Below are 13,948 nucleotides of genomic sequence, written 5' to 3' on the forward strand. Positions count from 1 at the left end.
AGAAAAAAAAAGAAAAAAAAAGAAAAAAGGTTAAAAACTATTTTGGCTTAATCAATGCTTCTTAGTTAGGAGCGTTGATTGCACTAACTGAAGTTCCAGACACGATAACTTCAACTTCTTTGTTTCCAGCGAACTTAGCTTTGTTAGCTTCAAAGTCAGCTAGAGCAAGTGAAGCTGCTCTTGTGTCTTTACCTTCGTAACCAGCTACTAAGATAGCGTTCTTATCTTCGAACAACTTAATCATAGCTTTATTAGGTTCGAACATATCTGCGATTTCTTCGCTGAATTGTTGTACGCCTAATAGGTTAGCTGCTACTGTGTTAGCGTTTGGTCCACCAACTACTAGCATTGGTACGTTACCAATCATGTTCATAACTTCTCTGTCTAATACTCCAACGTCAGCTGGTGGTATTGCAACGATTTGGTATGCGCCGTCTGTACTTGAAACATGTGTTTGTGTGTCTCTTGTTTTTACTACAACTACTGCTTCAGCTGCTTCATGAGGTATACTCATTGTTAGTCTGTTTCTGTCTAGTTGGTATTCTGGATTATCGATTGTTACACCATATCCTAGCATTAAACCATAGTCTAATCTACCTAGTTGTGTGTTAGGACCATATATTAAATCAGTTCCTTGTGCTTCGCTTAGTTTGTCTCCGAATGTTCGGAAACCACAAATAGCTTCTTCAGTCGTGCCATTTACATTTACTACGAAACTACCCACTGTACAATTACCATTTATTGCAGCACCTGTGTATCCAGCTCCATGAGTAAGATTTACAAACAGAGATTCACTACCAAATTCAAACACTAGTCCTTCTGTATCTACACTAACATTTAATCCTTGGTTTCTCTTCATGTTTATCAAGAAACTGTCAACAGGTGTATCATCCATAAGGATTAAATCTGTACCATCGTCGTAACCCCATAAGAGTTCATCATTGTCTTGATCAATAGCATAGACATATAGTTCATTGGTTTTAACAGTTCCAATTTCGAATACATCACTGCTTGTGTCTGCTGTTAATCTCATAACATACAAGTTAGGAGTTGCTACTGTATCATTACTATTCAATACGAAACTTGTTCTTACGAAGTCGATGTTCAAATCAGTTCTTGCGTTGTCAACATATCCTGAGAATTCTACTGCTACGAATCCTCCTGGTAGTTTCCATTCTTCGCCCATTCCTAATGCAGGCCTGGTTGTTGCACTGTCTGATAATGGATCTTCTCTTAGTTTGTTGTTAACAATCCCAACAGAATTCAAATAGTTATCTGTGAATGATGTAGTCCATAACCATTCTGCTTCTGACATTCTGTCTGATTCTCCTAGTAGCTCTGCTGGTTGTCCATCTTCGATTTCAGATGTGATATCTTCGCCAAGTTTCAATACTACGCCGTTGCTTGCATGTCCTGCTTCAACGAACATTAGCTGATCTACTTTAACTGTGAACCAGTTAGCATTTCTGAATGAGTATTCGTCATTCAAGCTAATAAATCTTGATTCACCGTTTACTATTACTCTAACAGTGTCTTGTGCGATTACATCAACTTTTACAGTTACACCATCAACAGTTACTTCGTCTCCTTGGTTGAAGTATTCTTCAACTGAAGATTCTACTGTGAAAGCACCAGTATCATTGTTGTATTCAGTCACTATGAATTCTCTTCCTAGGAATTCGAATCTTAGTTCTTTGTTTCCTGATCCAAAATCAGAATCATTAACATTTATTTTGCTTGATTCAAATTCTACTCTGTATTCTATAGCGTCTTCCTTAACAACTAAGTAAGGATTTAATCCGAAGTCTTCATTCAAATCTTTAATTGATGTTTTTACCTTCATTTCTTTTTCTGCTAACTCAACTACTTCTTTTACTTTAACGTTGCCACTTCCCCATCTGATTGTTCTATCGTACAATCCTGAAAGGTCTGACTGGTCCAATGGTTCAGCTACTTCTGGGAAAGGTGTGTTTAGACCGTATTCGTCATACCAACCACCTTCTACGGTGATTACTCCGCCGCCTACGCTTACAGGTACTTTAGAATAAGTTTGTAAGCTTGCACCTAGAGCTGCTGCTCCAGCGATGTCTTCAGCTGCTGCTACTGCGCCCACAACTACTTTACCGTTCCATGCGCCGTTCTCGATTAATGGTGCTGGGTAGTTTCCTAAATCAGCCGCCATTGCTCCCATTACAGTTGCACCAAGCATTGTTGCTCCTGTAAGAACAGCGGTTATTTTTTTTACTGTTTTCTTTATGTTCATTTAAACACCTCCGTGTTAAAACATTAACTTTCGTTTTTTGTTTTCAACCGGTATTCTTTTTTTATTTTTTTTTCGCTCATTGTCACCGACGATTTTCTTTTGTCACCCGTGGTTTGCGCTAACCAACAATTGCTTACTGGTTAATTTAAGCCCACGAGCACCAACTTACTCTAGTCGATAATTCGCTGAACGTACAACTCTAGTATCTTATTTTCTTTATAAAGTTTTCGTACAAATAAGGTTTTTTAGAAACAAAAAATCCGTATTACGCCTTAATTCCTAAGAATTCCTAAGAATTAAGCTATTATCACTCTCTAGTTACACTCAGCATTTCAGGGTTTTTTCTTTGTGTTCTCGTCTTTGCTTCGTCGAGGCTTTTTTTAGTGGTTCCTATTAATATATAAGAGCTTGTTTTTTTTGTTTTTTTTACGCAGAATTATTTCATCGATAGGTGTTAAAATTATTCTTTTTTTATTTCTTTTTTGAGTTTATGTCTTAATTCATTAATTTTTTTTTCGTTTAATTTAATAAGAATAGATTTACATTTCACTAAGAACTCCGGTGATTTTTGAATCATCTTATTGTATTGTTCGTCTGGAACAGTTCTGTCTACGTAGTACTGAGAATCAACTCTCGCTTTTAAAGAATCTTCAATAAATCCTAATTCATCTTCTTCAAAGTACTCTTTTAAGAATCTTTTTGCGAATTCGATAGTGCATGAATGAATTTCACATTTCACACCTAATTTCATCAGAACAGCATATAATGAAAAATAAATCGTGTAATACGCCGTGGATATTCTCCAATCTTTAATTATGTTTAGCCTCATCGATTCGAGTGCTTCTTCTGATTTTTTAATGTAAGCTTTTGCCAAATCAGAATTTGGATCGATTAAGTTCAACCCTTCTTTTTTTTCAATACACCACTTTATTTTATTCATCTTTAAAAACCACTTCTATAAATTGTTCTGCATTTAAAAAAACCACGTGGTTTTTTAAAACTTCTTTTATGAGAACGTCTTTCATCATATTTTTCTCAAAATTATTTAAAGGATAACACTTAACACTTATTTCTAAACCTAAATTCTTTGAAACTTTTTTTATTTCTTCATTATTATGACTTCCTACAATAAAGATATCCAAATCAGAACCTTTTTTTTCTAATCCTTTAACGTAACTTCCAAAAATTATACCTATTCCTTTAATATGAGGCGTTATTTTTTCTATTATTTCTTTAATTAAAAGTTTTTTTTCTAAAAAAGCAATTAATTTATATTGTTCTACAAAAACAAGATATCTCTTAGTGAATTCACTCACATTTAATTTAAATATCTTAATTTTACCTTTTGTTTTTGATTCCACAATTCCTTTTTCTTCTAAATCTTCAAGGACGAGTTGCGCCGTTCTCGGACTAATTTTTAACAATTTTCCAACTTCTCTAACATAATACTCTCTTTTAAAATCATTAGTGAATAAAGCTAATACTCTCAAAGTATTCTCCGTGAATCTTAATTTTTCATACATACGTATACTTAATAATACAACCATTATATAAATTTTTTTATTATTTTCATAATTTATCATCATACTTTTTTTAGTCGCGCACTCAATGTTTTTCTGTTTTTTATCCTCAATTTGTTTTCCAAAAAATTTTTAAAACAATCATTATACCTTTTAGATTTGTGTGGGCCCATGGTCTAGCGGCTATGATATCTCCCTTACACGGAGAGGATCCCCGGTTCGAGTCCGGGTGGGCCCATATATCTTTTTTTGTTATTTCTTTTTTTTGAGGGATTGCAAAAAATTGGTTAAGGGGTGTTTTTTGGTGGCAAGGCTTACTAGGCGTGAAGAAACTTCTCCTCGAGCTATCAAGGTCGGTGGAGAAACTAAGTGGATTTGTATGTGTGGTTTAACTAAGAATGAACCATTCTGTGATAACTCTCACGAATTCTGTACTGGGGAAGATGAAGATTCTTTGTATGAATACACTGAGACTGGTGAAAGAATTCTTATCAGTAAGAAAGAAGATGTTAAGATTAGTAACGAAGGTGATCTTCTTAAAAAATTAGAAGATAAAACCAAGAAAGATAATTAATTCTTTTTAATCTTTTTCTTAGTTTTTTTCTTCTCAGAAAAAAAGTGTATGTATATTATTGGTAGTATTCCTGCTGTGTTTAGCACTAGTAAACAAATAAACCATGTTAGTTCTTCGTTTCTCGCGGATTTCCAGAGAGCGATTCCTTTCCAGATTAGCTCCCACACTGCCAACAATAGCACTATTACGTAAAATGTTTGTGTTTCAATCATTCATAACTAATTTTTTTTAGTAGTTAATAAATGTTTTTAAAATAAAGACAAAAAAAGAAAGAAAGGTTATCAATTAATCTACGCGGTAAACATAACCTATCGGGTATGTTGTACTAATTATAAGCCTTATAAATTATATAAATGTTTCTGTTTTTCTTTCGGAGATTTTGCAACCATTAGATTTAAATCAAAAAGTTTTAATTTCTTCCCTAATACTATGTAATTATTTATTAAAGATTTGCCTTCTTCATTTATAAATACGCCATAATCCCCTACTTTAAAATTGTCAGAGTCTTTATTTTTATTAAACATTTTAACTACTGCACAATTTGATGATGCTAAATCTATAAGATTTCTATAAGCAGGAGATCTTTTCATAATTCCTGAGTTGAGTAATTCATCACCTTTAAAAACCCAGTAGACAGGGTGTCTCGCGTAAGAAATTGTATTAATTGATTTTTTTTCTAAAGGAGTTATAAATGGAAGATGTTTATTTGAAATAGGATAAACAAGTACTTTTTCTTTGAATTCCGGCATCAACGGCCTGATATTTTCAAATATTAAAAATTTTTTTTCTTTTTCTAAACGCATATCTAATAAACTTAATAATAAATCCGCTGTTGATATGACTGGATTACAACAATCGCCTGAAGGATATGTTAAAAAATTAAATCCTAATTTTTTTAATCTTTCATAGCCCTCAAAATTACGTCCTTCAAAAAAGTCTAAATGAAAATTAACTGTTTCTGAAGAAAGATAATCGCTTAATCTCCACGCGCAAACAATCGGAAAACAATGAGTTAAATGTTTATTTAACAATTCTTCATAATTCATTGTTGGTTTATTTAATTTAATTTTTTTATCTTTTGAAAGTCTACCATATACTTTTATTTCAGGCACTCTTTTTTTTGAAAAAAGAGTGTAAAACACATGAATCTTTTCTATATGTTTAACTATTTGTTTAGAAAATTCATCAAGTATTTCAAAAGCATTTTCAAAATCTTTAATATCATTATAACAATAATATTGATAATCAGGAATTTTATTAACTTTTTTAAAAGCTTTATTCAAAGCTATTTTGTATGCTTCATCAAATTTAAAAAAATCATCTACTTTTACAGCCACTCCCAATACTGAGTCAAAATATCCTGGTTCACCATTATTTTTAATAACTTGTCTTTTAAATAATCTTGAATCGATACCGATTATACTTACCATTTTATTTCCTTCTTTATAAATTAATAAGTTTTTAATTAATAAATTTTATTGAAAATTATCCACATGTTTTTCGAGAAAATTGTTTTTTTTATGAGCCCGCGAGGATTTGAACCCCGGTTTACCGGTCCGAAGCCGGTCGTACTATCCAGACTATACTACGAGCCCTTGTTCTTGTTGTTACGTTGTTTTTTTTAATAAAAGTTTCTAAAATATTAGAAAAAAATTAAAAAAAAAATTAAAAAAAATGAGTTGAAGAATTATATTTTTGATAAGATTATTTCGATTGTGGATACTCTTACTTCTCTGTCTTCTTGGTTCTTGAATTCTTCTGAGCTTATCCTTATGTCTTTCACAGTTATTTTGTCTTTTAAGAATCTGTTTTGTGCTACTTCTGCGACGTCGACTGCTCTAGCAATGAATTTTCCTCGTGCTTTAATAGTTACTTCTTCTGCGCCTTTAGTCGTGAATTGCACGACTACGCTTGTTACGTAATTCATAAATGGTTTTTGTCCTATGTATATGGAGTGTTCGTCTTCCATAGTTATCACCTTTTAGTTCTTTGTTTCTCTTTTTTTCAACCTAGTTGCGTATCCAGCTATTACGTTTCTTAATTTTTTAGACTTCACGTCTAGTGCGTCTGACGTTGCTTTTTTGTTGGTTGAAAAGTCCGTTGTGAATGTTTCTCCTCTTTCTGAGAACACGCTCTCGGTCGCTGCTTTTAATCTTCTTGGTTTTATTCTCCCCATATTTGTATGCCTCTTCTCAACGTGAAACATTGTTTTGTTTATAAAATTTTTGCAAAAAAACTTTTTTTTAGGGATTATTCTTTTTTTTAGAATAGGTTTGAGAAGAATCTCTCTATTCCGCGAATCATTCTTCTTAAGAAATTAGTTTCTTTTTCTTGGTCTTTTATTTCTCTTTCTATTTTTTCTTTTTCTTCTTCTATTATTTCTTGTTCTTCTTCTAGTATTTCTTGTTCTTCTTCTTCGTGTTCGTCTTCGTATATTTGTCCGTCTACTTTTAATCTTGATGTTTGTTGTACTTCGTAGTCTAAGTCAGGGATTCTCGCCGTCGTCGTTATTATTAGTTCGTTTCTTGTTGGTCTTTCTGGCATTTTTATTTTGTATAAGTATGCTTGTTCGTTTTGTTTTCCTAGCATATTAGTTGTTTTTGATGTTTGTCCAGCTATCATTGTTACTTTTTGGGAGAACGTATCTTTTATTTCTACGTTTCTTAATTGGTTGTCTGCTAAGTTTTGAATTGTTGTTTCTATTATTATTTCTTCTTCTGCTTTAGTTGTTGATCTCGGCGTTAGTTTATGACTTATTTTTAGTAATGGTCCTTTTCCTATTACTTTTAGTGAATCTGTTAGTATCACTGTTTCTTTTTGTCCTGCTTCGTTAGAGAAAGTAATTGTTGCTTTTACTTCGTATGTTTTATCTTCTTCTAGTTGCGGAGGAATAATTTTTTGGTTTAGTAAAGTTATTATGCTTCCTGGCGCGATGTTACTCAGTGTTTCTGTTCCGTTATACAGTGCTGATTCTATTTTTGCTTCTATGTTTCTGAATGATAATGATGCGTGCTCGTTTTTTAGTATTATTTGTAAGTCTGATTCCGAGTTTAGTGATATTTCTTTTCTTGTGAATTGTAGTGATGTTGCTAATCCATCATTTAGTACTTCTATTTTTTCTTCGAAGTTTTCTTCGTATTCATAGTTGTGACTTAGTTGCGTTACTAAATTAAATGTGTATGATCCCGCGAAGAAAGGTCTGTATCTAACTGAGAATACGCGTTCCGTTCTTGCAGGTATTACTACGTTAGTCGCGGAGTGTACTCCGAATCCTGTTCTTGTTAGTCTTTGCATTGGTACGTATTGAAAATTCACAGGTCCTGTTAATATTAATTCTTTTATTTCTAAGTCGTTGGACATGTGTATGTTCTTTACTAGTATCTCAAAAGTTTTTAGTTCCCTGATGTACATGTCTTTTGGATTAGTAATTTTTATTTCGTAAGGTAGTAATCCTTTCACTGTGAAGCTTCCTTTCCTGATGGATACTCCTTCCTTGGTTAAGTCATAGTCTACTCTTTTGTTTCCTTCTGTTTTTATTTCGTAATTGAAAACGTATTCTTTTTCTTCGTTCGGTGATAATGATACTGGTATTGTTAATTTGTTTCCTAAGTAAACAAAGTTCTTTCTGTTAGTTATGTTTATTCCTTCTGGAATCGTGATTTCTAGTTGTGCTCCGCTTAGATGAATGGTTGCGGTGTTCTTAATTGTTATTTTTGCTTCTTGTTCATAATTAGTGAATTTGCTTCCTGTCTCTGATGATTTTATCGTGGCTGAATGTCCTGATGCCGCGTCTGCTTGCGTTATTTTTATGTGTATTCCCGGCATCAATTGTCCTTTATCGTCTATGTTTGGTTTTTTTTCGAAGCTGTAATTTTGATAGCAAAAAGTGTATGATTCGTGGTCTCTGCAACTTCCTAAGCTTATTAAGTTTCTGTACTCATTTTGTCTGAATAAAACGTTTTTGTAGTCTTGGCTTAGTTTTACTTCGTAAATGTCACTTCCTATAATGAATGTTTCGTAGTGTTCGAACCAGTCTTCTTTTATTGTTTTTTGTGCTGATGCTAAGCTCATGCTTAATATTATTAAAGAAATTATTAATAGTATTGTTCCTCTTTTTTTGTTAATCATGTTTTTTTATTTGTTTTTGTTTTTATTTAAATCTTTTCATGTTGCTAAGTATATATTGTGTTTATCTCTTAGTATTTTTATGCTTACTACTCCGTTAATTTTCTTAGGGTTTATCACTGTTATTGTTCTTTCTTGCGCGGTCGCGTAGTACTCGTTTTTGTTTCTCGCATTAGTTATTATTGTTGCTTTGATTATTTGTCCTTTTTTGAATGGCTTAGGAAGTGTTTCGTCGTAATCTATTTGAAAATCTGTTTCTTTTAGCATTAATGGAATTTTTAGTTCTTGTTCTTTTTTTCTTAGGTAATCGTAGAAAGTGTTCCATTCTGCTTGTTGCGTTATGTTTCTTCCTTGTTTGTAGTTCAAATAATTTTGTACTCCTAGGATCGGCGAGTTTTTGTTTTTTATGTTTTTCGCGAATAAGAATAATTCTTCTAAGTCTTCGTTGTGACTTGGTATGTATAACGGGGTGAGCATGATGTCTATTTTTCCTTCGCAGTACTTTATGATTCTTTTTATTTTTTCCACGTCGTAATAAGCGTTTGCTAGCTTTGTTGCTTGTTCAGTGCTTAATGAATGTAATGAAAGATTTATTCTTGTGAGTCCTGCTTCTTTTAATTTATCTATTAATTCTTCATTTAGTAATGTTCCGTTAGTGTTTATGGATACTGTTTCTACGTTGTTTATTTTTTTTATTTCTCTTACTAGTTCTATTATTCTTGGGTACAATAAAGGTTCTCCTTGTGGTCCTATGTTTGCTTCTATTGGTTTCTTTTTTATGCTTGCTAATCTTTTGAACTCTTGTATTAAATAGTTTAGTTCTACTACTAAGTCTTTTTTGTTGTTTATTCCTTCGCTTATTGAGCAAAAAACGCAGTTTAAGTTACACCCTGTTACTGGTTTTACTTCTATTATGTTTGTTCCTCTGTCTATTAATCCGAATTCGTTGCTTCCTATTAGTGGCAGTCCTAGTTCTTCGTTTATTAGTAATGTTTCTTTGTTTCTTAATTTGTTTCTTAATTTTTTTAGTCCTTGATTTATTATTATGCTTAGTTTTTTTTCTGCTTTCTTTTCGTTGTTCACGTACAAGTTCTTGGTTTTTATTTCGTATTCGAATCCTAGTTCTTCTTCTACGTCAAAGTAATAATTATCGTAATACCATATTCTTATTCCCGTATTGGTTTCTTGAAACGTTATGTCTTCGAATTTTATTTCTATCATTTTTATTAGGATTTTTGTGTTGTTTATATTTTTTTACGATTATTAATTAATCTTTAAGCTAATTAAGCGCAGTAAATTAACATATTGCATATATTGATTATACTGAATATACTGAATATGATTGAGTATATTTTTAAATTGTGAGTTATTTCTTTTTTTTATGGTTAAAGTTAGGGTTCAGAAGATTATTTGTAATAATTCTAGTGTTTCTAGGAGGAAAGCTGAGGATTTGATTAGGGAAGGTCGTGTTTTTGTTAATGGTGAAGTAGCTGTTCTGGGTTCTGTTGCTGATCCTTTAGTTGATGAAGTCAGGGTTGATAAAGACGTTGTGCGCGTTGTTAAAAAAGTTTATTTGTTGATGAATAAGCCTGCTGGATTAGTGACTAGTGTTTTTGATCCTAATGAGCGAACCATTATGAGTGTTTTACCTGATAAGTTTAAGGATCTTAATGTGTATCCTGTTGGTAGACTTGATAAGGATACTACTGGTTTGTTAATTCTTACTAATGATGGTGACTTCGCGAATTACGTTATGCATCCGTCTAATAATATTAAGAAGACTTATGATGGGGTGTGTCTTGGTAATTTGTCTAAGAATGACATCGTCGCGTTAAGAACAGGTATTAAATTAGATGAAGGTATTGCTAAATGTGACATCAAGATTATTCCTAGTGTTGAGCAAACTGTTTTTGAAATCGTTCTTGAGACTGGCTGGAACAGGCAGATTCGTAGGATGTTTGATGCTTTGAATCATGAAGTTGTGAGTCTTCGTAGGATTAAGATTGGTGGTTTGTCTTTGGATATTCTTGGTAATAACGTTGTTAAAGAATTTTCTAAGGAAGAGCTTGAGAAAAGATTAAACAATAAGAAATAAATAAAAAAAAAAAAAAAAAAAAAAAAAAAATGAAATTATTAGGTGCTTATTTTTTTAGTTGTTCTTCTAATTCTGTTAATAACAATATCTTGTTATCGTATTCTCTGTTGTCTTTTCTGTCTAATAGCAATCCTTGTATTCCTGCTTTCTCAGCTGCTTCCATGTCGCTATGCACCGAGTCCCCTATCATTAGTATTTCTTCTTTTTCTACTTTTAGATCCTTAGCTATTTTTTCGAATGACTCAGAATTTATTTTTAATAGTCCTGTTTCGAATGATGGGTAAACAGCGTCGAATAACTCTGATAATTGGTGTTTGTGTTCTAATTGTTCGTATGCGAATTGATCTATGTTTGCTAGTAGCACTGTTTTGTATTTCTTTTTTCTTAGTTCTTCTAGTACTGGTTTTACGTCTTCGTACATCTCTGATAATATAACGTTTTTGTTCCACATCCCTATCATTTTTTCATAGACAAAATCAGGTATTCTTAAGTTAAAATCTTTAACTACGTGTTCGAATCCTTGTTTTAATGATTCGAATTTTCGAGTCATGAAGCTATGCTCAAACGCTAACACGAAGTCTGAGAATGACTCTCTCACTCTTAAGAAATATTTTATTTGTCGGCTCGGACTTGGTTTCACTCCTGTTTCGACTATGGTTCCCCATAAATCAAAAACTAATACTTTTTTCTTCATTTCTTTTTCCTCCTTGAAAAAAAGCGTTATGCTTCTTTTTGAACATGAATCCTTTTAAGGATTAACGAATAACTTTTTTTTATTAATTATTTTTATTAATTATTTATCTCTGTGTTCCACTTCGTATTGGTACGCTTTTAACTCTATCTTGTTTTCATCCCTTATTATGTATAATTCTTCCAAGTCATTTATAACAGTGTGTTCACCCGCTAAATAATAAGAAACATTCAATCTTCTTATTCTAACTTTCTCTATGTTTGTAAACTCGTAAATCGTGTGTGGAAAAACACTTGGTGACTTATGCGGATTATTAACGTCAAATAATTTTATTACGAGCACAGGATAATCATCGTTTTGTGAGCCGTACTTCTTACACGGCTTACTGCATATTAATACACTGGTTGTTTTGACTCTTATGTTCTTTTCTTTAGGGTCAATATGCGTCTTCATTCCTTGAAGTATTGTTATTAATTATAAAAAGTTTGTGAATAACTCGTTTTCCTCTAAGATGGACTCTGCGATATCCTCAACACTTGTTTCAGGACCGCAAACTCCTGATGGACTCTGCGGGATTTGAACCCGCGGCCTCACGATCTTTGGACAAAAAAAATTTTTTTTATTCTTTTGTGTGCCAACCGAGCGCTCTACCAGACTGAGCTAAGAGCCCCTACTTATTGCTTAACTTCGGGCTCGACCGAAGGAAGACCCACTCGGCATCAACGGACGAAACCGTTGGAGCTAAGAGCCCCTACTTATTGCTTAACTTCGGGCTCGACCGAAGGAAGACCCACTCGGCATCAACGGACGAAACCGTTGGAGCTAAGAGCCCCTACTTATTGCTTAACTTTGGGCTCGACCGAAGGAAGACCCACTCGGCATCAACGGACGAAACCGTTGGTTGTAAAAGTCGAAGTTTTTATAAAGATTTCTCACTCACTATTGTTTTATGGTTTTTAGTATTGAGCAAAGGGATTTGATGTTTAAGCTCGCGTTGAAGAATGCTGTTAAGCATGATGGTTCTGCTAATCCTAAGGCTTTGATTGGTGGTTTTCTTGGTGAGTTTCCTGATGCGCGTAAGGATATGAAGTCTTTGGTTGTTGAGTTAGGTGTTGTTGCAGGCGAAGTTAATAGTCTTGGTTTGGATGTTCAAAAGGAGAAGCTTCTTGAATTGGAACCTGATGTTTTTGTTAAGAAGGAGAGGAATATTTTTGATTTTCTAGGCATTTCAGAGGGTGAGTTTGTTAAGACCGCGTTTCCTCCTGGTCCTGAGAAGCATCCTCATATTGGTCATGCTAAATCTTTATTATTGAATTATTTGCTTGCTAAACAATACAACGGCGAATTTTGTTTGCGTTTTGAGGATACTAATCCTGATTTGGTTAGGGCTGAGTTTTATGATATTATGTTGAAGGATTTTGGTTGGCTCGGTGTGTCTTGGGATGAGTTGGTTTTTGCTTCTGATTTTATGGATTTGTATTATGAGCATTGTGAATCTTTGTTAAAGGATGATAAGGCGTATGTTTGTTCTTGTAAATCTGAGGATATTAAGGTTCAAAGGGAAACTGGTGTTCCTTGTTCTTGTCGTGGTAATTCGTCTGTTAAGAATCTTGAGTTATGGGATTTGATGAAGACTTCTATGAGTCCTGGTGATGCTACTGTTCGTTTGAAAATTGATTTGTTGCATAAGAATAGTACTATGCGTGATCCTAGTATTTTTCGTGTTAATTTGAATGAACATGCTCGTCATGGTTCTAAGTATAGGGTGTGGCCTAATTATGATTTTCAAAATAGCATCATGGATGGTTATTTTAAGATTACTCATCGTATTAGGAGTAAGGAGTTTGAGATGAGGAATGAGCTTCAAAGATTTATTCAGCGTTTGTTTGGTTATGATGAAACTAAGATTTTTGAGATGGCGAGGTTTAATATTGAGGGTGCTGAAGCGTCTGGTAGGGTTATTCGTGAGATGATTAAGAATAATGAGTTGATTGGTTGGGATGATCCTTCTCTTATTACTCTTTGTGCTCTTCGTCGTAGGGGTTTTCTTCCTAGGGCTATTGAGAATTTCGTTGTTAGTACTGGTATTTCTAAGAGTGAATCTGTTTTGACTTGGGATGATTTGATTGTTCAGAATCGTAGATTATTGGATGAGTCTTCTGATAGGTTTTTCTTTGTTTCTGATCCTGTTAAGTTAGAAGTTGTGGGTGCTCCGAGTAAGAGTTTTGAGTTGAATCTTCATCCTATGCACAGGAAGGGTGGTCGTTTGTTTAATACAAAGGATGTGTTCTTTGTTTCGCGTAAAGATTTTGATTCTTTTAAGAGTGGTGTTTACAGGTTTATTGAATTGTTTAATTTTGAGTTTGACTTTGAAAGTAAGGTGGCTAAGTTCTTGGATGAAGATGTTAAAACGTTTAAGGAAAAAGGTAAGAGTATGCTTCATTATTTGCCTGTTTCAAGCGGTGTTGAAGCTGAGGTTTTAATGCCTGATAAAGAAGTTGTTAAGGGTTTGTGTGAAGAAAACGTAAAGAAAGCGAGAGTTGGTGATGTTGTTCAGTTCGAGCGTTTCGGGTTTTGTCGCTTGGATAAAGTTGAAGGTAATAAATACTTTTTTTGGTTTACTCATTCTTAGGTTTTCGTTTGTTTTTCCGGTTTTTTACTCGTAATCATTATTAAAATA

At 33.3% G+C, this 13,948-nt stretch carries 14 protein-coding genes and 3 tRNA genes; 4 read left to right on the forward strand and 13 right to left on the reverse strand.

The window, feature by feature from the left end:
* Positions 1 to 61: 61 nt before the first annotated feature.
* The 3 genes from KO361_00895 to KO361_00905 all read right to left on the reverse strand — a co-directional run bounded on the left by KO361_00895 (position 62) and on the right by KO361_00905 (position 3,786).
* Positions 62 to 2,263 carry a hypothetical protein gene (locus KO361_00895; protein ID MCC7574133.1) on the reverse strand — a complete coding sequence of 734 codons (2,202 nt, stop codon included), beginning with the start codon at positions 2,261 to 2,263 and terminating at the stop codon, positions 62 to 64.
* Between the two features lie 460 nt (positions 2,264 to 2,723).
* Positions 2,724 to 3,203 (reverse strand): HEPN domain-containing protein, encoded by a 480-nt coding sequence (locus KO361_00900; GenBank protein MCC7574134.1) that lies wholly within the window; start codon positions 3,201 to 3,203, stop codon positions 2,724 to 2,726.
* Complete coding sequence (locus KO361_00905) at positions 3,196 to 3,786, reverse strand: nucleotidyltransferase domain-containing protein (GenBank protein MCC7574135.1); 591 nt, start codon at positions 3,784 to 3,786, stop codon at positions 3,196 to 3,198. The genes KO361_00900 and KO361_00905 overlap by 8 nt, the downstream gene beginning before the upstream one ends.
* Positions 3,787 to 3,948: 162 nt before the next feature.
* Here KO361_00905 and KO361_00910 point away from each other — a divergent pair.
* A tRNA-Val gene (locus KO361_00910) sits at positions 3,949 to 4,021 on the forward strand.
* Between the two features lie 66 nt (positions 4,022 to 4,087).
* A complete protein-coding gene (locus tag KO361_00915; protein MCC7574136.1) occupies positions 4,088 to 4,357 on the forward strand; it encodes a CDGSH iron-sulfur domain-containing protein in 270 nt (89 codons plus the stop codon).
* Here the strand turns inward: KO361_00915 and KO361_00920 are convergent.
* From KO361_00920 to KO361_00950, 7 genes are all read right to left on the reverse strand, one after another.
* Positions 4,354 to 4,569, reverse strand: coding sequence for a hypothetical protein (locus tag KO361_00920; protein MCC7574137.1), 216 nt, complete (start codon positions 4,567 to 4,569; stop codon positions 4,354 to 4,356). The two genes, KO361_00915 and KO361_00920, sit on opposite strands and share 4 nt — an antisense overlap.
* A 126-nt stretch (positions 4,570 to 4,695) precedes the next feature.
* Complete coding sequence (locus KO361_00925) at positions 4,696 to 5,787, reverse strand: hypothetical protein (protein ID MCC7574138.1); 1,092 nt, start codon at positions 5,785 to 5,787, stop codon at positions 4,696 to 4,698.
* Between the two features lie 91 nt (positions 5,788 to 5,878).
* Positions 5,879 to 5,952: transfer RNA gene (locus KO361_00930), tRNA-Arg, on the reverse strand.
* Between the two features lie 92 nt (positions 5,953 to 6,044).
* Positions 6,045 to 6,326, reverse strand: a complete 282-nt coding sequence (albA, locus tag KO361_00935; protein ID MCC7574139.1) for a DNA-binding protein Alba — start codon at positions 6,324 to 6,326, stop codon at positions 6,045 to 6,047.
* Positions 6,327 to 6,338: 12 nt separating this feature from the next.
* Entirely contained in the window at positions 6,339 to 6,563 is a 225-nt protein-coding gene (locus KO361_00940; GenBank protein MCC7574140.1) for a 30S ribosomal protein S17e, read from the reverse strand.
* Positions 6,564 to 6,619: 56 nt separating this feature from the next.
* Positions 6,620 to 8,485, reverse strand: coding sequence for a hypothetical protein (locus KO361_00945; protein ID MCC7574141.1), 1,866 nt, complete (start codon positions 8,483 to 8,485; stop codon positions 6,620 to 6,622).
* Positions 8,486 to 8,521: 36 nt separating this feature from the next.
* Positions 8,522 to 9,703 (reverse strand): radical SAM protein, encoded by a 1,182-nt coding sequence (locus tag KO361_00950; protein MCC7574142.1) that lies wholly within the window; start codon positions 9,701 to 9,703, stop codon positions 8,522 to 8,524.
* 160 nt (positions 9,704 to 9,863) lie between these two features.
* On the opposite strand from KO361_00950, the gene KO361_00955 reads away from it, so the two are divergent.
* Positions 9,864 to 10,577 (forward strand): rRNA pseudouridine synthase, encoded by a 714-nt coding sequence (locus tag KO361_00955; protein MCC7574143.1) that lies wholly within the window; start codon positions 9,864 to 9,866, stop codon positions 10,575 to 10,577.
* Positions 10,578 to 10,623: 46 nt separating this feature from the next.
* Here KO361_00955 and KO361_00960 read toward each other — a convergent pair whose 3' ends face one another.
* From KO361_00960 to KO361_00970, 3 genes are all read right to left on the reverse strand, one after another.
* Positions 10,624 to 11,271: an HAD family hydrolase gene (locus tag KO361_00960; protein ID MCC7574144.1), complete on the reverse strand. Its 648-nt coding sequence runs from the start codon at positions 11,269 to 11,271 to the stop codon at positions 10,624 to 10,626.
* A gap of 99 nt (positions 11,272 to 11,370) precedes the next feature.
* The gene (locus tag KO361_00965) at positions 11,371 to 11,721 is read right to left on the reverse strand and encodes a hypothetical protein (protein ID MCC7574145.1); all 351 of its coding nucleotides are present in this window, start codon (positions 11,719 to 11,721) and stop codon (positions 11,371 to 11,373) included.
* 108 nt (positions 11,722 to 11,829) lie between these two features.
* Positions 11,830 to 11,938 (reverse strand) — tRNA-Ala (locus KO361_00970).
* A 279-nt stretch (positions 11,939 to 12,217) separates the two neighbouring features.
* On the opposite strand from KO361_00970, the gene gltX reads away from it, so the two are divergent.
* On the forward strand, positions 12,218 to 13,900 hold the full coding sequence (gene gltX / locus KO361_00975; GenBank protein ID MCC7574146.1) for a glutamate--tRNA ligase: 1,683 nt from the start codon (positions 12,218 to 12,220) through the stop codon (positions 13,898 to 13,900).
* Positions 13,901 to 13,948 lie beyond the last annotated feature (48 nt).

This window comes from Candidatus Woesearchaeota archaeon, from assembly GCA_020854775.1.
Lineage (GTDB): Archaea > Nanobdellota > Nanobdellia > Woesearchaeales > 21-14-0-10-32-9 > 21-14-0-10-32-9.

Coding starts and splice junctions, on each gene's coding strand:
- KO361_00895 (MCC7574133.1), bottom strand. CDS start 2,263: ATGAACATAAAGAAAACAGTAAAAAAAATAACCGCTGTTCTTACAGGA.
- KO361_00900 (MCC7574134.1), bottom strand. CDS start 3,203: ATGAATAAAATAAAGTGGTGTATTGAAAAAAAAGAAGGGTTGAACTTA.
- KO361_00905 (MCC7574135.1), bottom strand. CDS start 3,786: ATGTATGAAAAATTAAGATTCACGGAGAATACTTTGAGAGTATTAGCT.
- KO361_00920 (MCC7574137.1), bottom strand. CDS start 4,569: ATGATTGAAACACAAACATTTTACGTAATAGTGCTATTGTTGGCAGTG.
- KO361_00925 (MCC7574138.1), bottom strand. CDS start 5,787: ATGGTAAGTATAATCGGTATCGATTCAAGATTATTTAAAAGACAAGTT.
- albA (MCC7574139.1), bottom strand. CDS start 6,326: ATGGAAGACGAACACTCCATATACATAGGACAAAAACCATTTATGAAT.
- KO361_00940 (MCC7574140.1), bottom strand. CDS start 6,563: ATGTTTCACGTTGAGAAGAGGCATACAAATATGGGGAGAATAAAACCA.
- KO361_00945 (MCC7574141.1), bottom strand. CDS start 8,485: ATGATTAACAAAAAAAGAGGAACAATACTATTAATAATTTCTTTAATA.
- KO361_00950 (MCC7574142.1), bottom strand. CDS start 9,703: ATGATAGAAATAAAATTCGAAGACATAACGTTTCAAGAAACCAATACG.
- KO361_00955 (MCC7574143.1), top strand. CDS start 9,864: ATGGTTAAAGTTAGGGTTCAGAAGATTATTTGTAATAATTCTAGTGTT.
- KO361_00960 (MCC7574144.1), bottom strand. CDS start 11,271: ATGAAGAAAAAAGTATTAGTTTTTGATTTATGGGGAACCATAGTCGAA.
- KO361_00965 (MCC7574145.1), bottom strand. CDS start 11,721: ATGAAGACGCATATTGACCCTAAAGAAAAGAACATAAGAGTCAAAACA.
- gltX (MCC7574146.1), top strand. CDS start 12,218: ATGGTTTTTAGTATTGAGCAAAGGGATTTGATGTTTAAGCTCGCGTTG.